The 23,333-nt window shown below is 38.7% G+C and carries 16 protein-coding genes and 1 tRNA gene; 8 read left to right on the top strand and 9 right to left on the bottom strand.

Annotated features, from left to right (window positions below):
- Positions 1 to 141 precede the first annotated feature (141 nt).
- The 3 genes from NPX99_RS07385 to NPX99_RS07375 all read right to left on the bottom strand — a co-directional run bounded on the left by NPX99_RS07385 (position 142) and on the right by NPX99_RS07375 (position 12,504).
- Positions 142 to 2,691 (bottom strand): autotransporter family protein, encoded by a 2,550-nt coding sequence (locus NPX99_RS07385; RefSeq protein WP_269031222.1) that lies wholly within the window; start codon positions 2,689 to 2,691, stop codon positions 142 to 144.
- A gap of 490 nt (positions 2,692 to 3,181) precedes the next feature.
- A complete protein-coding gene (locus NPX99_RS07380; RefSeq protein WP_269031221.1) occupies positions 3,182 to 6,274 on the bottom strand; it encodes an autotransporter family protein in 3,093 nt (1,030 codons plus the stop codon).
- Between the two features lie 695 nt (positions 6,275 to 6,969).
- Positions 6,970 to 12,504 carry an autotransporter outer membrane beta-barrel domain-containing protein gene (locus NPX99_RS07375; protein WP_269031220.1) on the bottom strand — a complete coding sequence of 1,845 codons (5,535 nt, stop codon included), beginning with the start codon at positions 12,502 to 12,504 and terminating at the stop codon, positions 6,970 to 6,972.
- 191 nt (positions 12,505 to 12,695) lie between these two features.
- Here NPX99_RS07375 and NPX99_RS07370 point away from each other — a divergent pair, with 191 nt between their 5' ends.
- The 5 genes from NPX99_RS07370 (at position 12,696) to NPX99_RS07350 (ending at position 16,541) form a co-directional block, all read left to right on the top strand.
- Positions 12,696 to 13,646, top strand: a complete 951-nt coding sequence (locus NPX99_RS07370; protein WP_269031219.1) for a siderophore ABC transporter substrate-binding protein — start codon at positions 12,696 to 12,698, stop codon at positions 13,644 to 13,646.
- 81 nt (positions 13,647 to 13,727) lie between these two features.
- Entirely contained in the window at positions 13,728 to 14,684 is a 957-nt protein-coding gene (locus NPX99_RS07365) for an ABC transporter permease (RefSeq protein ID WP_269031227.1), read from the top strand.
- Complete coding sequence (locus NPX99_RS07360; protein ID WP_269031218.1) at positions 14,677 to 15,627, top strand: iron chelate uptake ABC transporter family permease subunit; 951 nt, start codon at positions 14,677 to 14,679, stop codon at positions 15,625 to 15,627. The genes NPX99_RS07365 and NPX99_RS07360 overlap by 8 nt, the downstream gene beginning before the upstream one ends.
- Complete coding sequence (locus NPX99_RS07355; protein ID WP_269031217.1) at positions 15,624 to 16,382, top strand: iron ABC transporter ATP-binding protein; 759 nt, start codon at positions 15,624 to 15,626, stop codon at positions 16,380 to 16,382. The genes NPX99_RS07360 and NPX99_RS07355 overlap by 4 nt, the downstream gene beginning before the upstream one ends.
- Before the next feature lie 85 nt (positions 16,383 to 16,467).
- Positions 16,468 to 16,541 (top strand) — tRNA-Gln (locus NPX99_RS07350).
- 382 nt (positions 16,542 to 16,923) lie between these two features.
- Here NPX99_RS07350 and NPX99_RS07345 read toward each other — a convergent pair.
- The 6 genes from NPX99_RS07345 to NPX99_RS07320 form a co-directional block, all read right to left on the bottom strand.
- Positions 16,924 to 17,742 carry a DNA adenine methylase gene (locus NPX99_RS07345; RefSeq protein ID WP_269031216.1) on the bottom strand — a complete coding sequence of 273 codons (819 nt, stop codon included), beginning with the start codon at positions 17,740 to 17,742 and terminating at the stop codon, positions 16,924 to 16,926.
- A gap of 140 nt (positions 17,743 to 17,882) precedes the next feature.
- Positions 17,883 to 18,875 (bottom strand): phage late control D family protein, encoded by a 993-nt coding sequence (locus NPX99_RS07340; RefSeq protein WP_269031226.1) that lies wholly within the window; start codon positions 18,873 to 18,875, stop codon positions 17,883 to 17,885.
- Positions 18,875 to 19,129, bottom strand: coding sequence for a tail protein X (locus tag NPX99_RS07335; protein ID WP_269031215.1), 255 nt, complete (start codon positions 19,127 to 19,129; stop codon positions 18,875 to 18,877). Before NPX99_RS07335 ends, NPX99_RS07340 begins: the two co-directional genes overlap by 1 nt.
- Positions 19,126 to 19,587 (bottom strand): phage tail protein, encoded by a 462-nt coding sequence (locus NPX99_RS07330; protein WP_269031214.1) that lies wholly within the window; start codon positions 19,585 to 19,587, stop codon positions 19,126 to 19,128. The genes NPX99_RS07335 and NPX99_RS07330 overlap by 4 nt, the downstream gene beginning before the upstream one ends.
- Before the next feature lie 30 nt (positions 19,588 to 19,617).
- Positions 19,618 to 19,803, bottom strand: coding sequence for a hypothetical protein (locus NPX99_RS07325; RefSeq protein WP_269031213.1), 186 nt, complete (start codon positions 19,801 to 19,803; stop codon positions 19,618 to 19,620).
- Between the two features lie 283 nt (positions 19,804 to 20,086).
- A complete protein-coding gene (locus tag NPX99_RS07320; protein ID WP_269031212.1) occupies positions 20,087 to 21,217 on the bottom strand; it encodes a metallophosphoesterase in 1,131 nt (376 codons plus the stop codon).
- A gap of 749 nt (positions 21,218 to 21,966) precedes the next feature.
- Here NPX99_RS07320 and NPX99_RS07315 point away from each other — a divergent pair.
- From NPX99_RS07315 to NPX99_RS07305, 3 genes are all read left to right on the top strand, one after another.
- Positions 21,967 to 22,263 carry a hypothetical protein gene (locus NPX99_RS07315; protein WP_269031211.1) on the top strand — a complete coding sequence of 99 codons (297 nt, stop codon included), beginning with the start codon at positions 21,967 to 21,969 and terminating at the stop codon, positions 22,261 to 22,263.
- A gap of 194 nt (positions 22,264 to 22,457) precedes the next feature.
- Positions 22,458 to 23,003 carry a hypothetical protein gene (locus NPX99_RS07310; RefSeq protein WP_269031210.1) on the top strand — a complete coding sequence of 182 codons (546 nt, stop codon included), beginning with the start codon at positions 22,458 to 22,460 and terminating at the stop codon, positions 23,001 to 23,003.
- A 112-nt stretch (positions 23,004 to 23,115) separates the two neighbouring features.
- On the top strand, positions 23,116 to 23,333 hold a 218-nt coding region (locus tag NPX99_RS07305), incomplete at its 3' end, for a hypothetical protein (protein ID WP_269031209.1).

Here is a 23,333-nt window from a genome sequence, read left to right as displayed (position 1 = left end):
CATAAAAAGCAAAAAAGCACTTTAGTATTTTTAAGACCTATCCAGAAGTGATTTTTAAAATTACTAGCAAAACAACCGACAAAAAAAGACCTACAAGCATAGCTTGTAGGTCTTTAAAGAAATGATCAAAAGACAATCAAACTAAAAATGGTAGCGCAATCCACCAGAAAAACTAATTCCGGAAAAACCAGCCTTATTAAGCTGATGCTGATAACTCAGATCAGCGTGAAGCGCAAATTTTTGAGACAATTGGGCATTAAAGCCTAACCCAGCTTCGAGAGAAGAGCCAAAAGCTCCTAACTGGAAAGCATCTTTGAAATGCACAGTTTGTTTTTCTTCAAAAGCATGGGTAAAATAAAGTTTTCCGTACATAGAAATGTCACGTTCCTTTTCAGATGCAGAAAACATCTTGGTCAAACGCCCACCAACACGTGCTACCCATTTCCCTAGTTTTCCCATCTCAATATCAAAGTCGTCAACATCATGCGCCTTATCAAAGTGGAGATGTTGATAAACAACCTGAACCTGCGGATCAACAACAAAACCTTCATATCCCGTTGCAAATGCTTTACCACCAGTCAAAGAAACACTGAAAGGATTTGCTTTTAATGTTGCCGTCTTACCACGTGCAAGGGTGAGAACATCACCTTTGAACACACCATAAGAGAGAAGACCATCTACATAGAAGCCCGCATCATGCTGCATGCTTCCATATGCTGTAGCCGTCCATTTATCAAACGCACTCTTTTGACTTTGTTCAACATCCAAAGGTTGTAGAGAAAGCTTTCCATAAGTTCCCATAACCCCAAAGGATACGGCACTATCAGCATTTTCGATTGTGTGCAATAAAACACCTGCTTCTACAGCGTTATAGGTGAGATCACCACCATAGCCATATTCAAGCGCAGACAGATCTGAAGCATAATGGTAACTCCCACCATAACCACGCAAAAATGAAGCAGGCTTTTCATGGGATTCTACCATTCCACTGGAAGACGTCCGCAGTCCCTCTAAATACTTGCTTTGATTACTAATATCCATCAAACCGGCATGGAATACGCTATTTGGTAAAAGTAGATAAGTTGGAACTTGTGGAACAACAGCCTTATAATGAAAAGGACGAGTTTCCGAAATAGGCTTAGACACAAAACCAACATACCTATTCTCGAGGCGAAAGTCCCAAAACTCTCCTTCACCCTCAACTAATCTTTGAGTAGGATTCGCTTTCCCCAAAGGAGATTCCGGACCATAAGCATAAAGCCTATACTGATAAGGCAAACCATCCAGTGCAACATAATCATTATTTAGCCGAAAAGAATCTTTTTCTGCCTTTCCAGAAACTTGAATAAGTGAGATCCCCTGGTCATTTCCACCTCTCCCCGTGCTTCCTCCTGGGCTTCCGGAAACGCTTTGCACATGCACTGTTGTTTTCCCCTCAATATCACCATAGATTAAAACACGATCTGTCTTTTGACCTTGAAGAGCTCCTCCCTTATTTAAGTATGTATTGAGGTACAGATGTGCATCACCTTGCGCTTTATAAACAACACCTAATCCTTTTCCAATGCGAAGTGTTTGATAATCATTAACTGTATGACCTTTTGGTTGTTCAAAAGTGACAGAACTATCACTAAGATGTATTAATGAAATTGATGAAACACCCACAGAGTCCGAACTCTGTAATTTTTCATATTGAGGTTGCGATAAAATCCACGTTGAATTATCCGTTAATTTCACTGTAATAATAGAATTTCCATCTACAATTCGAGCTCCTCCTTTAAGTGTAGAGGCATCAGTTGACAATGATATATGCGAATTACGATCAGCTTTCACCAATACATCACCAGAAAGTATTGATCCTTTTGAGGCTCTAACGAAACTATTCCATTTGGTGCTATAAACAGCTACACTGTTTGGAACTATAAAAGAAGTTCCCGTTAACTCAACACCATTCATCCCCAAACGCCTCCTGTCAGCGGGTATAGCGTCTTGATCAAACGAAAAGTATATACCATGAAATATATCACTCCCCCTCACTGCAATAGAGGAGTTCTTCAAATAGATCATATGATCTATCCCCCGTGATAAAATACCATGGGCATTAGTCACATCAACTTTACTTTTACTAAAGTCTATATATGCATCAGCATGAAACATATAAAAAGCTGAATTTTCACTATCCGTCGACTGATCACCCTGCCCTGTAATAGAAACGTCGCTCAAAAAAACAGTTCCACCTCTCACTGTTTTAACTGCAACACCATTTGTAAAATCAATCGCTCCTTGTTTTATCTGAACATTCCCCGAATCACTTGCCACTACACTGTACTTCCAAAAGTTCTTTCTCGAACCATCAGTACTTGGAGCACTGCTAATAGTTATATTCTCACCATGAATAGAAGTACCTTTTTTAGATGCTTCCACCGCGATAGTTTCATCTGCATTTTGATCAGATTTCTTATAATTTTTATTGGAAATTTTACGCCACTTACCATCATTACACCGATAAGATGAAGCATTTTCATCACATGTAAATGGACTACTGCTTTTTTGTACCTGAGTATCAACAACAGTACGAGCTTTCGTCTCATTGGTATTACTTTGTACCTTAGCACTTACATTGGGTACAAAAAAAAGGACCGCTGTTGTGGCAGCATATAAAGACAGATGATTCTTAAAGAGTTTAATCATAATTTTACCGTAATTTCTTTTCAATGGCTTTATAAAAAGGGTATATTATGCGAATTGCCTCTATATAAATACATTTTGTTCACATATTTTGTTCGAAAATAGTATATTTTGTGTTTTATGTAAATAATAAATCAAAAAATCAACAAGGCGTCACAAACTAAATCTTGTCGTTTTTATAAAAAATTACGAAAAGACAACTAAAAAACGATGTGATGTGAAATTCGTTAAAAAATTGAAGCAAAAATGGCCTTTACAAATTTTCTCTATAAGTAAGGTAAATCGCCGTAAAAGAGAAAATTTGAGCACCATTAGGAATAAATTTGTCCTCATATCTTCAAGAAAAATTTAAAAATTAAACTAAAAATACAATTTAAAATATAAGAAATATCTCATTTTGGAAAAAACTTACCAAAAATATCAGAAAATAAAACAAAAGAAAAAAGCAGCACAGTGTGCTGCTTTTTTTATAAAGATACGTATTGTACTTATCCTAGAACTGATAACGCACTCCCCCAGAAAAACTAGCTCCAGAAAAACCAGCTTTGGTCAGTTTATGTTGATAACTCACATCACCATGAAGAGCAAATTTTTGAGATAACTTGGCATTAAAGCCCAGTCCCGCTTCTAGGGAAGAACCAAAAGCTCCTAACTGGAAAGCATCTTTAAAGTGCACAAATTTCTTATCTGCCAATCCATGCGAAAGGTAAAGCTTACTATAAAAGGAAACAACACCTGCCTCATCGGTTGCGCTAAGCGTCTTGGTTAACTGCCCACCAACACGCACTACCCATTGATCAAGTTTTCCCATATCGATATCAAAGTCATCAATATCACGGGTCTTATCAAAGTGGAGATGTTGATAAACAACCTGAACCTGCGGATCAACAACAAAGCCTTCATCCCCTATCATAAATATTTTACCAGCAGTCACAGAAGCACTGAGAGGTTTTCCCTTTAATGTTGCTGTCTTCCCTCGTGCAAGAGTAAGAACATCCCCTTTAAACAAACCATAGGAGAGAAGAGTATCCACATAACAGCCTGCATCATGCTGTATACCACCATACGCTATAACGGACCATTTATCAAACGCACTCTTTTGGCTTTGTTCAACATCTAAAGGTTGTAGAGAAAATCTTTCATAAGACCCTATAACCCCTAAAGATGCATTACTATGTGCATTCTCAATTGTTTGCAGCAAAGCACCCGCCTCTACTGCATGATAATCAAGCTCACCACCATAACCATATTCAAACGTAGACAGATTTGAAGCATAACGATAACTCCCACCATAGCCGCGCACAAAAAAGGCAGGCTGTTCATCATTTTTCAATAATCCTCCAGAAGCAATTCGCAAAGCTTCTAAGCGATTGTTTTGACTATTAATATTCATCAAACCTACTTGAAACAAGGCATTGGGCAAAAGCAAATAAGTTGGAACTTGTGGAACAACAGCCTTAATTTCTGGCTTAGGACGAGGTTCTGGAGAAGGTGTTGGTCTAGGCCCAGGTTCTGGAGGAGGCGTTGGGCTCGGTGTAGGCGCTGGACTTGGGGCCGGTGCTGGATCAGGTTTAGGCTCAACATATCTATTTTGGAGACGAAAATCCCAAAAGTCTCCACTCCCTTTCACCAATCTTTGCCCCACACTCGCTTTCCCTAAAGGAGATTGCGGACCATAAGCATAAAGCTGATACTGATAAGGAGAATAGTCTGCTGTTACATAACCACCTTCCAACAGAAAAGAATCTTTCTCTGCTGTTCCAGAAACCTGAATAATGGAAATCCCTTGTTCATTTCCACCATTCCCCGTGAACGCTCCTGGACTTCCTGAAACACCACGCACATGCACCGTTGTTTTTCCAGAAACGTCGCCATGTATCAAAACACGATCGGTCTGTTGATTACCAAGAGCGCCCCCAAAATTCAAATATGTATTAAGATAAATATGCGCACCCTCCTGTGCCTTGTAAACCTCACCTGTTCCTTTTCCGATGTGAAGTGTTTGATAAATATAATTCTCATTAGGTTTTGATAGTGTAAACTTAATGGAACTACCACTTATAAGATTTACGAGTGAAACAGACGAAACATCTTTCAAAGCAGAGTCATCCTGCTCTCTCTTTTGCTTTGATTGTAAAATCCATGTCGAACTATCGCCTAAATAAAATTTGGCAGTAGAATCCTCATCAACATACGCCCCCCCCTCAAGAGTAGAAGCAACAGCTAAAACTGCCACAGAAGCCCCATCCTCAGCTTTTAAGAGGAGACTGTCTGAACTCAAGGTACTTTGCGTTAAACTAACAACACCAAAAGTTTTGTTGGTACTGTAAATTGCATGATCCTGAGCTGAAAACACCGTTCTCTGCAAATTGACAACCTCCAATCTGCGTGGAGTCTTCTCCTCCTCTGAAGCTTCTTCGTTAGCAAGCCCTTGCAATGATTTCTCTCCCTTAAAATATATACCATAGGCTCTGTTTCCACTCACCTTAACATCAGAAGATTCAAGATTGACCTCTGTTGCCCCAACATTATCCGATAAGTCTTCAAATGACAAAATTGAATTAGAAGTAGCTACAGTGTTTTCTGATAATATGCCATGGACATTTACCGCTTTAATAATACCCTTAAAATTAATAGGACCACCTAGATCAGTATGTAAAACTGCATGGTTCTTGTTTTCACTATCTTTCCCAGTGATCGTAACATCATCAAGATGTATCTTCCCACCTAACGTCGAAGAAACTCCGTGACTGTTTATAAAGTCAACTGATCCTCTCTCCATCCAAACTTCTGAATTCTCATAACTTAAAAGACTTGCGATTCCATTATCGGTCTTAATTTTTGTATCTTCTAAAAGAACAAACGAATTCTCTGCTGCCTCAACACCCTCATAACTTTCCTCAATCTTTCCATTTTTTACCTCAATCACTCCATTACTCGCACGAAGAGCTATAATTGTGTCTTTAAGAATCGGATCTTCCAAAACAATCTTACCGTTCTCTAATACATACGCACCCACTAAAAAGGTTTCACCAGAAACTTCACTACCAACAGTTATATTTTCCCCAACGACTATTGTATCTTTCCCCTTTACTGTTATAGCAGTAGCATTAGAAGGATATTGGGAAAGGTTGCTCTGTGTGATCTTATAAGACGACCGACTATCAATTAGGCGGCTTCCACAATCGTCACATATATAATATAATCCATCATATAACGTAAGTTTCTCAGCATTATATTCTCTACGTCCGTTTTCGCCACTCTCCCCCCTAAGACTCTGCTGCATAATACCACTAAGTCTGTTATAGCCATCACTAATTGGAACATCCTTTCTTTCAGGAAACACACTAACACTTATACCATGTATCTTAGGGGGAGAGCTACTAGGAGGCACAGTGATATCATCACGCCTGACTGGAACTTCACCCCCATTTATATACTCATTGAGCGGAGTGACAATGATATCTACATCGCTGGCACGATATCCTCCAACATTTGCCCCAACGCCTACCCCATGTTGAAGCAAAGAAAGAAGAGCCGTTGTGACAGTATATAAATACACACGATTTTTAAAAACTTTAATCATAGTTCCCTCGAAACTTTTCTTCCCCTCTCATTGAAAACAAAAGCTCTGATAAAAACATTCCGGTAAGCACCTCAAAATATGAAAAAGGTGGAACCTAAAGAATGCATCTACCGCTCATCGGAACCGTGCAATGAATTATCTCAACAAACGTGATGGAAGGCCTAAGCACAACACAACAAACTACCTATAAGAGAATAATTCTTTTAAGCACAATTTACACGTGTATAACGCATTCTGTATTTCGTGTAAAGAGAAAATAAAACTATAACGTGTAATTAATTAATTCACTATCTATCATTGTGAAATTAAAAAACTAACAAAAGATACACATGAAAAGGATTGTTCAAACCCGTAAAAACGTCAAAACAAGATTGAAAAAACATAAATATCATAGCGGATAAATAAGATCAGACAGGATATTAGCCACTATTCACACTTGTGAACTCTTCATCATGAAAGGACTCCTTAAAAGCCTGTCGCCATAGCGTATTTTATCACAAAAAAAATTTCAGAAACTTATTTGCCCCTAGAAAAGAATGATACAACCATGAGGTACTCTCATGTAAAACAAAAAACATAACTTCTTGAATTTGTAGTAAAAAAACAAGAACTTTTTACTGAAGCAAAACAGATTGTTAGAAAGAAAAAGGCAGCACATTGTGCTGCCTTTATTAAAGTACGTATTGTACCTTATCTTAGAATTGATAGCGGACTCCTCCGGAAAAACTAGCTCCAGAAAAACCAGCCTTATTGAGCTGATGTTGATAGACAATATCACCGTGAAGTGCAAACCTTTGAGACAATTTGGCATTAAAGCCTAATCCTGCTTCTAAGGAAGAACCAAAAGCTCCTAACTGGAAAGCATCTTTAAAGTGCACGGATTGTTTTTCTCCAAAACCATGAGCAAGATAAAGCTTACTATAGAAGGAAACAGCACGCACTCCTTCAGGACCTGTAGGCGTCTTGATCAAACGTCCACCAACACGTGCCACCCATTGGTCAAGTTTACCCATCTCAATGTCAAAGTGATCAATATCACGAGTCTTATCAAAGTGGAGATGTTGATAAACAACCTGAACTTGCGGATCAACAACAAAACCTTCATATCCCGTTGCAAATGCTTTACCACCAGTCAAAGAAACACCGAAAGGATTTGCTTTTAATGTTGCCGTCTTACCACGTGCAAGGGTGAGAACATCACCTTTGAACACACCATAAGAGAGAAGACCATCCACATAGAAGCCCGCATCATGCTGCATGCTTCCATATGCTGTAGCCGTCCATTTATCAAACGCACTCTTTTGACTTTGTTCAACATCCAAAGGTTGTAGAGAAAGCTTTCCATAAGTTCCCATAACCCCAAAGGATACGGCACTATCAGCATTTTCGATTGTGTGCAACAAAGCACCAGCCTCTACGCCATTATAGTTAAGATCACCTTTGTAACCATATTCAAGCGCAGAGAGATCTGAAGCATAACTGTAACTTCCACCATAGCCACGCAAATACAAGCCAGGATTTTCACGAGCTTCTATCTTTCCACTGAAAGTCTTACGCAATAAGTCAAACTGCTTGTTTTGATTGTTGATATCCATCAAACCGGCATGGAATACACTATTTGGTAAAAGCAGATAAGTTGGAACTTGTGGAACAACAGATCTTACAACACGTTCACCATATGAAGCAAACCCTACCTTAGAAATCGTAGAAGTATATGCAAACCTACTCGGTTTAACATATTGATTTTCTAAACGGAAATTCCAAAAATTCCCACCATTGTTCATAAATTTCTGTTGTACATGCTCTTGTGCCGAAGTTGCTTCTGGACCATAAGAACGAAGTGTATACTTATAAGGTGAATTTCCCAACGTAACATAATCACTACTCAGTTGGAAAGAATCTTTCTGCGCATTACCATAAACCTGAATAATCGATACACTATGAGCGCGATCCTTTTCAGTTATATTTCCCGAAACACCTCGTACATGCACTACAGTCTTTCCAGAAACGTTACCATGTATTAAAAGCCGATCAGTTACTTGATTGACATTCGAATCACTAGGATTCAAATGTGCATTGAGATAAATTTCAGCATTGCCTCGAGCTTCATAAACAACGCCTTCTCCTCTACCAATACGAAGAGTCTGATATTTTAACTCTTCAGCTTCCGAAGGCGCAAAATCTATACGGCTATTGACAAGACTTACCGAAGAAACACACGAATCCACACACTCCGGATCTGAAGCACTTAAATTCTTCTGTGCACTTCTTCTCAGATGCCACTCTGACCCATTGGTTAAATCTAATTTGGCATAAGAGCCTTTATCAATGCGCGCACCACCTACAACAATAGAGCGATCAGCCGAAATCAATATGTTAGAATTATTCTCAGCTTTCAACAGCAAGTCACCAGAAAGAGTTGTTTCATTCTCTAAAGAAATACGACCACCAGAATGATTACCATAAATAGCTATACTCTTTGAAACTTCGAAATCAGTCTTTTTCAATGAAACTGTCCCCATTATACCTATAGGTGTTTTTTCCTGTAAAGGTACAGCATTTCGCTTAACAACACTTACTTTCTCAACAGGACTTTTTTCTTCAGAACGCTTCATTGACGATTCTGAAATGGTTTTCTCTATATCCTTATTTCGATTCTGTTGATCTACGCCTTTCCATCCCGTCCCATCAAAATATATACCATAGGATTTATCACCTTCCACTCTAACAGTAGAAGATTCAATACTAGCGTGATTCATAGAAGAGCGAACATCCGCGGATCTTTTTCTCCTAGAAGGACTTGTCTCAACAATGTCATCATTCCTCTTAATCCACAAAGCATTAACATTAGTAACAACATTCCCATTCGTAAAATCAACAGAACCATTATTATTCAACAGAAAAGCTGCACTCCCAAACCTTTCAGCGGAACCTAGCTTATTCTTTTCTTTTCTTGCCGTAATATCAACCTTGTCTAATTTAATACGTCCCCCCGATTCCGACCTAACTGCCACTCCACTTGTTAGAGTAATCGCCCCAGACTTCATGGTTATCTCACCAGCATCACTAGCCAGAGCAGCTACAGCCAAATCCCCTGACACGTTAATTTTTGTATTACTCAATTCAACAGAAGATCTAGAACCCGCCAAAGCACCCACATAACCAACATCAACCGTTCCATCATCCATCTTAACCTTTCCACCTTTTTGCGCCTCAAGGCCAATCAGAGAAGAATTAACTGTTGACTTCTTTTCTAAAACAACTTCCGCACCTTCTTCCGCAAGCACAGCACTCACAGCCTGTAATTTAGTAAGATCAACATTATTTGTATAATCCGAAGAATGCCCACCACTAATAGTAGCACCTTCTAGTTTGATAACTGTATTCTGATTTTTTGCATGCATAGGATGCTGAGCCTTATCACTTGCCTTAAGTGTAAGATTTTTCATTGTATATGACTTACCATCACTGCAAGAATAAGCAACTCGCGATTTCCCAGCAGCATCTCGACCTGTATCATTACACTGAGAAGAAACATTTTCAGTACCAACATTGCCCAAACGCGCAACTGATCCAATAGAAGGTACCTTAGGCTGAGCAGAAGGAGGCATTACAACTGCAGATGAAGCATTAGGCACTACTAATTCGGAGTTTGTAAGTGAATCAACTTGATATACAAAAACCGAAGAAGCAGGCACTATAGGAATATCACCTGTATCAGATCTTGCAAGTGAAGAAGGTGAAGTAGATGTTACAGACACATCCCCCCTAGATGGAAGAGAAGGAGTTGCAAGAGATAAAGAAGCTAATTCTGGAGAAGGCTCGGAGTTAACTAATAAAACACGCGCGACGGGTAAACCAGAAGAAGCGTTTTCAGGAGAAGCACTTCTAGGATCGGTACTTTCAAGTCCCTCAGATTCCTTGCCCTCTTCCTCAGCATCTTCAGCAGAAATAACATCCAGGACCTCCACGATATCCTCAGCATCTTCTTCATCTTCTGCTGTATCCTCAATACTTTTTATAACTACGGAAATTTTATCACGTGTAGGAGGTGTACTACTCGCAGCTGCGGACACATAGGGAGGAGAAGAAAAAAAACCCCCATGTTTATTTTTTGAATCTTTATTTTCTAAACGGAAATCCCAAAATTGCGTTGCATATGGCAATAATTGTTTATCAAAAAATACCTGCTTTGCAGGAATGTATGGACCATAAGCGTGAAGAGTATATTGATAAGGTAAACCATTTAACGTAATATATTGACCGTTTAACTGAAAAGAATTTTTTTGCGCCGTTCCATAAACTTGAATAAGTGAAATACTATCAACACCTTCTTGTGATGCCGTTGATACACCTTCTGCATTTTTTAAAACTCCATTTTCCGCAATTATATGCACCGTAGTTGTTCCAGAAACATTACCATGAATTATAAGCCTATCAGATAGCGGCCTTTTATTATTAGTAGCAACACTGGCACGATCTCTTCCCAACCCCACATTAAAGTGAATCCAAGAGTTACCTTCTGCACTATAAACCACACTCTGTTGACTCTGTGTATTCTGACCATTCTTTTTATCGCTAAGAACATGCTCTCCAATAAAAAGAGTTCGGTAATTTCCACTATTAGCTTTCGAACCTCGCGGGTTCATAAACTTAAGAGTACTATCTTTAAGATTTAGAGATGTAATACACACATCTGCACAGTTGCGTTCTTCCACCAATTTCGGTCGTGTTGATGTAGTTAAATGCCATGCTGATTTCTCAGATAAAAAGAATTTTGCAGTAGAACTATTATCCAAAAAAACGTCACCTGCAATTACTGAATCACGTGCAACAACCGAAAGATGAGAAGAAGATTTAGCTTCCAACAATCGACCGCCTGCAATTTTTGAATTTTCTTTTAGAAAAACAGTACCTTGCAAACCATAACCATAAATGGCCACACCTTTTGGGACACTAAGAATAGCTTTTTCTAAAACAACCGTACGTCCCCATCCGCTATTACCCTTACCTTCTTGCCCCTTTCTCTGTTTATCATCTTCACCCTTGTTAAACTCTATACCAACCCCTTCTGCACCGCTTACATTAATAATTGAAGATTGAATAGAAGCTCCAACTTTCAAATCACTCGCATTAGTAGAATTTACAATCTTCTGCATAGCCAAGAGAGCCTCTTCTGTAGCTTTCTTTTTAGCGTCACGAGCCCCATAAATACCATTATATATCTTTCTCGCTGCCTTCATCTCTTCAGCGCTATATAAACTATTGAAATCATCCTTTCCAGGATCAACATAAGCTTTGAGAATCTCAGCAACAGGCTCATTGGAAACATCTTTTATAGCTCCTTTACCACTATCAACTTCAGAAGAACCACTACCATCAGACTGACCAACTGAAAAGGCAACAACATCAGAAACATCAAGCTGTCCATTATCAAAAGAGATAAAACCATCTTGTGACGCAAAAACAGCAGTACCAGCTTGGTCTACGTCTTCTTCGTTTTCCTTGCCTTCAACTTTAATAGCAACATTTTGAAGTTTAATAGACGCCCCATCATCAGCAGAAACCCCTATATTCCCACGTGAAAAAGAAAGTTTTCCAGATTTCACTGTTACACTAGCCCTATCCCTAGCATATATAGCTTGTCCACTTACAGTAATATCCGGTTTATCTAAAAAAATAAATGACTCTCCGTCTCCTCGAACACCAAGCCCAGTCTCGGTGATGATCCCCCGCCTCATTATAACTACCGCACCATTATCTGTCTCAACCGCAGAATCTAACGTCCTAATATCCACATCATCCAACTCGACAAATGCATCATCTTGTGCATATACAGCACTCCTGACATGATCTACCTTCTCTTCTTCCCCTTCTCTTTCTGATTCCTGTGCACCCCATATAGACGTACCTTCAATCTTAACATTTGCTTTACTACCTTCTACATCAACCCCATCCGCATCATCTTCTCCGGTTCCTACAACAATCATACCTCCTTTCACTGTAAGCGTTTGATCAAGGCACTTAATAGGGCTATATGTAGAACTATCATCATCAGAACTAGGACTAAGAACACATTCATTCGTAGATGATATTACCTGCGCTGAAGCGGGGGCGGGAACACTTGTAGCCTTATCGTCTCCCATAGAAACATCCACACCTTGTAAAAAGAAGAGAACGCTTGTTGTTACAGCGCACAAACGCGTACGATTTTTAAATACATTAATCATATGTTAAACTTTCCAAATATGTTGTAAAAGCACTAGATAATAAAAAGAGATAAATGTCCATCTTGTAACATACGTTAATCTATTTTACAACATAATGTAATAAACAAATTTATCATTTTGTACATAAAAATGCCTAAGTTATGTTTTCAAAATGGACGATTTCTTTATAATTTTGAGAAAAGGATGAAATAATGATAACCAAATATTTAAAATGGGCAGTTGCCATCTTAATTGTTGTAATGAACTGTACAACATTTTCATGGGCAAATACGAGCACCAATGCCAATATAACCATCAATCATGTTTCAGGCACAACCTCTGTTCCCATCTCTCCTAAAAAGGTTGTTGTATTTGATCTTGCAACGCTTGATAATATGAATCACCTTGGGATCAAAGCCGTTGCCGGTGTTCCTGAAGGAAAAAAACCTGTGTATCTGCAGCAGTTTGATGGTGCAGAATATGAAAAAATTGGCTCCCTTTTTGAACCGGACTATGAAAAAATTGCTACTCTTAAACCCGATTTGATTATTATTTCCTCTCGGACTCAAGCCAAATATAAAGATTTATCCAAAATCGCTCCAACGATTGACCTCACAGTAGGGAATGAAAACTCTCTTGAGGATATTAAACGGAATGTGTCCATCCTTGGAAAAGTTTTTGGCAAAGAAAAGGAGGCAGAAAAAGAAATTGCCAAACTTAATGAAAATTTAGCAGAAGTTCGTAAAGAAACACAAGGAAAAGGTACAGCGCTTATACTTATGACCTCTGGTGGAAAAATCAGCGCCTTGGGTCCAAAGTCACGTTTTGATATTTTCCATTCTGCATTTGGAATTGCCCCTGCAACAGATAAACTGACCGTGCAAAAACATGGGCAACTCATTTCCCCTGAATTTATCCTTGAAACCAATCCTGATTGGTTGTTGGTCATTGACCGAGATGCAGCAATTGGGCGAGAAGGACAATCTGCAGCACAATTGCTCGACAATGAGCTTGTTCAACGTACAAAAGCTGGAAAACAAAACCAAATTATTTATCTGGATTCTTGGAGCTGGTATCGTGCTAGTGGCGGTCTAACGGGACTGAACGAAGCAGCACAACAAATCAACGAAGCCTTTACAAAAGGCAAAGAAGCACAAAAATAACTTGCTTGTCATAAAAATAAAATTTAAGAGCGAAGACTATCTTTAAGGAGTCTTCGCTTTTTTGTTGGAAAATGATTGAACGTGAAAAATTATTGGATAGCCATAACAGTTCTCGCCTCACTGTCTATCCTCAGTATTTTTGTTGGCTATTCAGATGTAACGCCTTCTGATTTATTATCAAATGATTCACATGCTTGGCTTATTTTCTGGCAAACCCGCTTTCCCCGTACAATTGCAGTCCTTTTGGTAGGTGCAGCACTTGCTCTTTCAGGCACAATTATGCAATTGCTTGCACGCAATCGTTTTGTTGAACCATCGACTGCTGGAACTGTTGAATCTGCTTCCCTTGGCATTCTTTTTGTGATGATTTTCTTGCCCGATATCCCTGTGCTTGGGAAAATGATCATCGCTACAATTTTTGCCATGATTGGAGCACTCCTTTTTATGTTTTTATTGCGCCAAATTCCTTTAAAATCAGCTCTCATTGTACCACTTACAGGAATTATGCTGGGATATGTGATTGGTTCCTTAACCAATGCGATTGCTGACCATGAAATGCTTCTTCCTTCTCTTCAAGCCTATTTATTTGGCAGCTTTGCAATGATTCTTGAGGGAAAATATGAAATTTTATGGTTTTCTCTTCCTCTTTGCATTCTTGCTTATGTCACCGCAGACCGCTTTACAGTCGCTGGTCTGGGAGAAGATTTAACCAACAATCTTGGACTAAATTATCGTACTGTCATGTTCTTTGGTCTTTTTATTGTTGCATCCATTACCGCAGTTGTTGTCTGTACAGTTGGCCGAATTCCTTTTGTTGGACTGATTATTCCCAATCTTGTTGCAAATTTCATGGGTGACAATATGCGCTATACAGCTCCTTGGGTAGCAATCAGCGGAGCAGGATTGGTTTTGATCTGTGATCTTTTGGGACGAATCATTCATCCTTCTCTTGAAATACCCATCAGCACCATGATGGGAATTATTGGGAGTTTTATTTTTATTATACTGCTTTTACGCTGGAGAAAGCGTCTTGGATAAAAAGAAGGCAACAACCCTTATCCTCACAACGCTTATCGTAATAGCGTGTAGCGTAGTCATTCTTTATATGACATGGAATGTCAACATTTATACATGGACATTTCGTCTTACAAAACTTGTTTCTCTTGTTGTTATTGCGTATGCAATTACTGTTTCTACTGTTTTGTTTCAAACAGTTGTTAACAATCGCCTTCTGACACCTTCTATTATGGGATTTGATCAACTTTATATTTTAATCAAAACTATCATAATGTATTTTTTAGGCTCTCTTTCTTTGCCGTTTTTAAATGAAGAAGGACAACTCATTTTTGAAGCATTCATTCTTATTCTCTTTTCAATAAGCCTTTTTCGCTGGCTCTTTTCAGACAGCCTAAAAGGCCTTCATTTAACCCTTTTGATTGGTGTTATTTTAGGTGGATTTTTTTTCAGTCTACGCATGTTCATGCAATTACAGTTAAATCCAGATCAAATGATGAATTTAACTGATATTATGTTTGCAAATTTTAATAAGTTTAATACATCACTCATAAGCTTTGCCTTAATCATTGTCTTCATTGTAAGTCTGATTGGCTGGCGTTCACGTCATCTACTTGATATTCTTGCTTTGGGACGCGAAAACGCAATTAATCTCGGCGTTGATTATCACAAAAGCGCCACAGCTATTTTGATATTAGTTTCTACTCTTGTCTCCATTTCCACAGCACTGGTAGGCCCTGTCACCTTTTTTGGACTGTTAGTTGCCAACCTTTCCTATGAAATTTCTCCTCAAGCAAAACATGGTATCGTTGTGCCAATTGCAATATTATTGGCTATCATTTGTTTGGTTGGTGGACAATTTATTTTAGAACAAATTTTTCATATGGCAGGACGGTTGAGTTTCATTATTGAATTTTGTGGTGGAACTGTTTTCTTAATGTTATTGATGAAGGGAAAACTAAAATGATTGAAATCAATCATCTTTCCAAGTCTTACGGAGCGAGATTGATTGTTGATGATTTATGTCTTCATCTCCCCAAAGGGGGGATTATTTCTCTTATTGGTCCCAATGGTTCTGGAAAATCAACTCTTTTAATGTTGATAAGGCGCCTTTTACCGCGTCACAAAGGGTCAATTCATATTGACGGCTTTAATATTGATAAAATGCCCCACGATGTTTTGGCGCAAAAACTTTCAATCCTGCGTCAAGATAATCCTCTGTCCTTTCGTTTAACCGTGTACGATTTAGTAAGTTTTGGACGCTACCCTTACTCAAAAGGCTGGTATAATCATGAAGATAAACAATTTATTGACAGCGCCATTCGATATTTCGGCTTACAAGATCTCAAAGACCGCTTTTTGGATGAACTTTCAGGTGGACAACGCCAACGCGCTTTTATTGCAATGGTTATCTGTCAAAATACCGATTATCTTTTGTTAGATGAACCCTTAAACAATTTGGATATGAAACATTCTGTTTCCATGATGAAACAATTGCGCCGTACAGCTGATGAACTGAAAAAAACCATTCTTATTGTTATGCATGATATTAATTTTGCATCATCTTATTCAGATATGATCGTAGCACTTAAAAATGGGAAAGCAGCTTATTGTGGAACACCCAAAGAAATTATGCAGCCAGAAATTCTTAAAGATATTTATGATATGAATATTAAGATTGAAACAATTGAGGATATACCTATCGCCTTTTATTATCGGTAGACGCCTCTTTTCTCAATAACCGTAAAGATCCTTTTTACCCTTGCCTACGCTCTAAAATATGCTAAAAGTAGCGCTATTCACCTGATGGGGAATAGTTTAATGGTAGAACAGCGGACTCTGACTCCGTCAATCTTGGTTCGAATCCAGGTTCCCCAGCCAAATTTTCACTGTTGTAGCTTTGTAGCTTGTTGTAGCTTGCCAGCAGGTTTTGTATAATTTGACAGTAGGTTTTGTACCAATTTATTTTTTTCAAAGGGATTTTGAAGGATCATTTAGAGCTGCTTTTATGAGTCTTATTTTGCTCTGCTCAGGAATCGCAATTTGAGATGCTTCATCTTTTCCATCAATCCCATTATTTGACAGCTAAAATCTGTAAGATATGCATGCAGAGACCAGCAAATTTTGTCTAATTCGCATCATATTTTGTAAAAATGACCTCCTTTTCAAAGGATTTTCATTTTTTCAAAGGGTTCTCAAAGGGTCTTCAAAGACCTTTAAAAGGTCATTTAAAGCCCCCTTTCATGAATCTTTTTTTCTTTTCCTAAAGATCGCAATTTGAGATGATCAGCTCCTTCGCCGGCATCGGATTATTTGAACCACATGTATAAGATGTATTCACCTCTTTTAGTTTAAATTGGCTAAAGGTTTTTCGGATCTCTGGCACATCATTAAGAGACAGAACAAACTTTCCCTTTAATTGGGCAAGTAGTGTGGACATTTTCTGGTAATCCTCTCGCTTAAACAAATCCTTGCCATAGCAATTCTCAACGCCAAAGTAAGGTGGATCAAGGTAAAACAAGGTCGTTGGCCGGTCATAGCTCCTGATAAAATCAGACCAATCTAAATGTTCAATGGTCACGCTTGATAAACGCCGATAAACAAGCTTTAATAAGCCTTCAAGTTTCAAACTATTAAACCGTGCACCACGGTGGGGATCAGCTCCAAACGTACGCTTTGCCACCTGACCACCAAAACTCAACCGCTGTAGATATAAAAATCGCAAAGCCCGCTCTAAATCTGTAAGCGTCTTTGGGTCTTGCAAAGTAAAACGTTGAAACGCTTCACGGCTACTAATCTGGAACTCCAATAGATCCATAAAAGGATGATAATGGCGTTGCAATACCCGAAAAAAATTCACCACATCACCTGAACGATCATTGATGACTTCATATAAAGGTATCAATTTCCGCCTAAAGAATATTCCTCCCATGCCAACAAAAGGTTCGGCATAAGTGCGATGAGGAATGCCTTCTATGATTTTGATAATGGTTTTTGCCAACTTGATTTTGCCACCAACATAAGCGGCAGCTGGTTCTATAGGATCAATAGATTTTAATGTTTCCTTGTAAAGTGTATCCATAATTTTTTAACACTCTTTCATCTATAGTAGCCATCTTCTCATTGCTTCAAGTGATAAGAAGTGGCTGCGATGTTAAGTTGTGTTACATCGGACGGGTGTGTACCAAACTAGTCCCGTTGGCTGGGCAACCAGCCCAGCCTCTATTCTTCTTTGTTGCTTTCCTTTCCCTTGTCTGGTGCCTCTAAGGTAATTTCTGTGGTGTATCCGCTTTGTTTCTCATAGCGATGGGTGACGATTTCAGCTTTCCATGGTCCACTGATTTCACTACGGAACCCTTGAAGAAGCAGCGGTTGATCGGCCATGATTTCGGGGCGCCCTTCAAGACACAAAGAACCACTGCCTATGCTACGGCACAGCCGGTCTGATTCTGAGGCGGCAGCAGCTAATGCCTCTTCCCTGCTGGTGTAGCAACAACGCAAACGACGCACGGGACCGCTAAAACCTGTCTGATGTTTGACATGGCATTGCTGCCCTTGTGAGCGATCAAAATATATAGCTTCAATGGTGCCATATTGGGTGCGTGGCTCTAACATGAATTCCCAACTGGAGCAGTCATGCTTATGGATGTCGAGGACCGGTAAATTGTTTCCGCTTAAAAATAAAAACTTATTGTCCTTGATTAAAAAACGCGCCTGCATGCGCTCAGCAAGGCGGGTTAAAAAATCAACAGCCGATTGATCTGTACGAATCACATAAGGCAAAATTTGTTTAGTGAACTGGGGGCTTATCTTTGCTTGATAGCCATGGCGTTTGGCGAGGGTTTCAACAATCTCGCCAACGGTTTTATGATCAAAATGTTCGCTTGTTTGTTCTTTGAGTTCTTTACACATCGAGGCGCTTTTGCCACAAAGGCGCAAGATCTCACCATCACTGCCACCACAACTTACAACCGATTCGACAACAAAACGCCCCATAAAAGCACTGATACTGTTCTCATAGCCAAAGATCACCTGTAGCGCACTGCCTGTTTGCGGAACCTTTAAATCATTGTCCCTATCGTCAAATTCTGCTTCAAATCTATCGGCTTCATTGCCGGCATGGTCGGTGATGGTCGCATTTAAAAGACGCTGGTAAAAAACCTCATGCACGGGTTTGTCTTCCACCTTGACCACAATAAAAGGATATGTGCGCATTAATCCCATAACCGCTTCACCATGCTTTGGGGATTGTGAAGTGCGAATTCAGGCAAAGTAACCTTTAAACCCCGCGGCAAAAGCACACCATATTTGGCAATCTCTGGATTGGCTTCCAGTGTGGCTTCAAGATAGCCTTTTAATGCTCCAACTTGCGCACGATCCCCTAATACAGCCATAGCATGTTGAAAGCAGATGAGATCAAGACTCATATCCTCTAGCTCTACAACCACATGCTTTTCTGGTAGCTTCATAGTGTATATCCCATCTGATATTGCCCCACCTGATATTGACCTTGGGGTTTTCCCCCATCGAAAAACGGCAATAAACTGATGGAATAGCGAATGCGCTGCGATTGACCAGAGCGGCTAATATAGTCGTGGTCTTTCGTGAGAGTGGTGATCACCACAGGACCATGGAGAAGGGCACTATAGCTCATATCATTCATCCAACGAAGCATCTGCACGGGTTTGGCTCTTCGAATAGTTGTGGTGATGGCATCTATCGCTGCACGGTCACCAAATTCTTCTGGAAACCAAACCCCATGAATGGTTTTTGCATCATTGCCATAGCCGGTAAATTGCAAGCTGGAGGATCTACCAAAACGCTCCATAGAGACCCATGAGGCGGAAAACTCTTCTTCAAAGGATTGGAAATTTAGCCAGTCCACGTAAAATTGATGCGGACCTAACATCATCAAAGGATCTCTCATTGCCTCCCTCCCCTCATTTTGTTCTTTCCCTTATTCTGTTCCACCATGCAGAGCATTGGCACGTGCGCGTTGAAGTGCGTGACTTACTGCACGCCCTGTGGCAACGGGATCACGAGCACCATTGACATACACCGTGATATTTTGATTGTGGGTGGTGGTGGAATGCTCTTTTTCTCTTTGCTGCATACCAGAGTGATTGGCATGATCAACACCCACAATTGAAAAAGCAAATGGAGAATTTTCAATATATGAGCTACGAGTTATTTAAGTATAAACGCACCATCCTAATCAAGATAACAAAAAACCCATAGATGCATTACAGCATCTCCATTTAGGCATAAGAGAAGAAAGAAAAGGATGGTACTTCCTACAAAAAGAGTTAAACAACAAAATGTCCATTTCTTTTAGTGCAATGCTGAACAATATTGAGACATGCCCCTTACCTTTCAAATTTGTGACAGAGCACACTCTTTCCTTATATTTTAAATAAAAAATCTCATTATAACTGGCTGCAACTTTCGGAAAACTCTGTATCTTTTCCTATAAGTCCGAGATCTTTAATTAAAAGAGGTTTTCCTATCTCTCCATTATAGGCTTTAACATGAATGTTCTGTCCCTTTACATCTATAAGATAATAATCTCCATTAAAGAGCGCACCAGCTGTATAGACAGGAATATTTCCAAAAACCTTATCATTTTTTGCACGACAATAGGATTGATAATGTGTGTGTCCCACGAAGATTGCTTTGACATTATGAGAAGTGATAATTGACTTAAAGACAGACAAATCTTTAGCATTCTTTTTACGAATAAAAAAGGATTCTCCATCAATGGAAGCTGCACGGGCATCATGAAAATTGATGATAGTCACTTTACCTCTCGCATCAGCAGCAGCAAGATCTTTTTTGAGCCAATCCAAAGACTTATCGATTTGCACTTCCATAGATGTCCCCTTCAGATGCACGGTATAACTTGGGTAATTGTGAAGCTGTACATAGTGAACATCTCCATAATCCCAAGAATAACTCAAACTCCCCTTGATTTTGTGAATATTCCCACCCGAAACAGTAAGCAAACTTTCAGTAACATCTGCACTAAAATAAGAGAATTGATTACGGTATTTTTTAATTTCCGATACCATTCTTGAAACGGCACTTATAGCACATGCATCTTTATAAAAATTGAATGTTTCAGGAATTGTACATCTACCAACATTGTTAGCATAATCGTGGTTACCTAACCCCTCATAAACAGGGGACCCAAGGTTTTTATAAACAGTTTTATAATCGTCATAGTTTTTTTGTTGACCAAATTCTGTCAAATCACCATTAACAATATGAAAAGCGGCCTTCTGTGCTTTTATAACATTGGCAACTTGCTCATTTATCTTTAACCATGGCTCCCTATTTGATAGTCCATTGGCATCACCAGAGTTTAAACGCCACGGTTGTGGATCTGCCATAATGATTGCAGTATAATTTTTCGCAAGAGACTTTTCTTTTATGGCCCAATCCATGAGTGCGCTCTGAAGCCTCTCATCTCTTTTTGTCTTTTCAGCACTAAGATTTAAACAACCAGAGAGAGCAAAAGCCATCATTGTAATTATTACATATTCAACCTTATATCGCATAAACCCACTACCCTAAAACGTGATATATACTAAGCTTCTACAAAACAATTTTTAGATTTTTTGTCAAAAATATGTCAAAAATTCAAAACAATGAAAGCCATACCCCTTCAATACAAAAGCGGATTTGACAATAAAACTTTCTACTTGAAGCAGTTTATTGGTTGAGATCTTTAGCTGGAGCAATATCTATGCCTAATAGATCACTATTCTACCAGAAACCAAACTCTTATTAAAAAGCGAACAGATGTTGATATGCTAACATAAAAACCAATAAATGAGGATATACTTGAATACTCCCCGCTTTTAGGAATCAAGTACAAACCCATTCAAGAATCTGCTTATAAATAACGTTATTTTACATTATTATTATATCATCTTAAAAAAGAAAAAGATCTCAATTAATGTATAAATTTTACAGTATATTGTAATTTTATATTAAAATAATAACATAAGTTGCAATAAATATGCATGATATTTTAATATTGATTATTTTTTATCTCTGACAAGGCAAAAAAAAAATAAATTACCAAAATGATACGTCATCAATATTAATAGGTATAATTATCCATTTTCATTTCTTCTTATGAAGTTCGCCGAGAAAATGAATATTGGGGGCTTTTATAAGGAGAATCCTGATATATAACAACGCTTTATAAAGACAGCAGCTATTCTTTTGTTCAACATCCAGTTCAATACATATTGACGTTCCTCAGGCAAAATAACCAGACATATCCGAAAAAACCTATGAAATGATTCAGTTAAAAGACGGTATCAAATTATCGGCGAATATTGAAACGTTGTTGGAAATAAAAAACAAACTCAAAAAGAACACAAATCCTTATCTTTATATTGTAACAGCTGAAGGCACTCACAGTACGATTACGTTACAGGATGGTACAACGATTAAAGGAACAGATTTTATCATTTTTTTAGGTTTTGAAGCAAAAAATAGTGCTACATTTCAAATAACAGGAGGCATTATCACTGTTTCCGACACTGGTGTTCTCTTTCCGAACAAGAATAACATAACAAAGAAAGCAAACTAAAAAATGTAGTTACGCAAGAAAAAGCACCATAGTCGCAGACAATTCTTTCACAGTAACAGCCTCCAGAGGATCTTAAGGAAAGAGAGAGCCGTATATGCTCTAAAGGGCAGCACCATTACCTTAACCGATGATGCACAAATTGCATCATTCAATAGCTATGGCTCCATGTCGAAGGCTTAAATTCTACCATCACAATGACAGGAGAAACCATAAATAGGAAAAAAATCTGCATTATTTGTAGAAAAAGATGGACATATTATGGACATATTGATGTTACGAATGTTTCTGTAACAGCAGGAAACAGCGGCTTGCAGTTTTTAGGTCTCTCTGAGATCAAATCCAGTGAATTAATACATCAAACTATTGAAATCAATTTAACCAATACAAACCCCTCCGTTGAAAATGGTACTGGAATTTTTGTTGGCGCTTTTACGAACGGGAATATTAAAGATATTCTAGGTTTATCAGTTGGTAGAACTAATCTTAAAAATACAGAAATCCACGCCGACATGTTGTTAGCAGATGGAATGTTCGAAGATTCAAAATTTTTGAAAAAGAGCACTTATTGGAATGATAAAAATGTTAAGGCGATTTCCAATAGCACCTTCACATTAACCGCAAATCAATCTACTCTAGAGGGTAGAGCGAATATCGCTAAAGGCAGAAATATGCGCTTTGATTTGAACACCACCACTTTGAACACCACCACATGGCTCTTAAAAACCAGTACAAAAGAATAAGGATAGCAATCTCGTTGATATCGTTCAAAGAGCGCATTCTGATCTTTCTGTTCTTAATCTCAACAACAGTAAGATTGTTTTTCAAGGACCAACAGAAGAGCATTATCACACATTGCATATAGGTTCTGGTAAACCAGAAAATACCGCAGTCTATAATGCTACAGAAGACGCAGAAATTTACTTCAACGCCGAATGGAGTGATGGTGTTGCAATAGCCGATCAAAAAACCGATAGACTCCCCATTCATGCCGCTGTTAATTATCAACAGAAACTTCAAAAAGCTGGTCTGTCTGGAATAAATGTTTCCGCTGGATTACGCTATCAGTTTTA

This window comes from Bartonella sp. 220B, assembly GCF_026930205.1.
In the GTDB taxonomy this organism is placed as follows: Bacteria; Pseudomonadota; Alphaproteobacteria; order Rhizobiales; family Rhizobiaceae; genus Bartonella.
Note: the sequence above shows the minus strand (reverse complement) of the source record. Positions and strands in the feature narration are given on the sequence as shown.

Excerpts from the sequence above, each read along its gene's own strand:
- NPX99_RS07385 (WP_269031222.1), bottom strand. The coding sequence starts at position 2,691 with ATGATTAAACTCTTTAAGAATCATCTGTCTTTATATGCTGCCACAACA.
- NPX99_RS07380 (WP_269031221.1), bottom strand. The coding sequence starts at position 6,274 with ATGATTAAAGTTTTTAAAAATCGTGTGTATTTATATACTGTCACAACG.
- NPX99_RS07375 (WP_269031220.1), bottom strand. The coding sequence starts at position 12,504 with ATGATTAATGTATTTAAAAATCGTACGCGTTTGTGCGCTGTAACAACA.
- NPX99_RS07370 (WP_269031219.1), top strand. The coding sequence starts at position 12,696 with ATGATAACCAAATATTTAAAATGGGCAGTTGCCATCTTAATTGTTGTA.
- NPX99_RS07355 (WP_269031217.1), top strand. The coding sequence starts at position 15,624 with ATGATTGAAATCAATCATCTTTCCAAGTCTTACGGAGCGAGATTGATT.
- NPX99_RS07345 (WP_269031216.1), bottom strand. The coding sequence starts at position 17,742 with ATGGATACACTTTACAAGGAAACATTAAAATCTATTGATCCTATAGAA.
- NPX99_RS07340 (WP_269031226.1), bottom strand. The coding sequence starts at position 18,875 with ATGCGCACATATCCTTTTATTGTGGTCAAGGTGGAAGACAAACCCGTG.
- NPX99_RS07335 (WP_269031215.1), bottom strand. The coding sequence starts at position 19,129 with ATGAAGCTACCAGAAAAGCATGTGGTTGTAGAGCTAGAGGATATGAGT.
- NPX99_RS07330 (WP_269031214.1), bottom strand. The coding sequence starts at position 19,587 with ATGAGAGATCCTTTGATGATGTTAGGTCCGCATCAATTTTACGTGGAC.
- NPX99_RS07320 (WP_269031212.1), bottom strand. The coding sequence starts at position 21,217 with ATGCGATATAAGGTTGAATATGTAATAATTACAATGATGGCTTTTGCT.
- NPX99_RS07315 (WP_269031211.1), top strand. The coding sequence starts at position 21,967 with ATGATTCAGTTAAAAGACGGTATCAAATTATCGGCGAATATTGAAACG.
- NPX99_RS07310 (WP_269031210.1), top strand. The coding sequence starts at position 22,458 with ATGACAGGAGAAACCATAAATAGGAAAAAAATCTGCATTATTTGTAGA.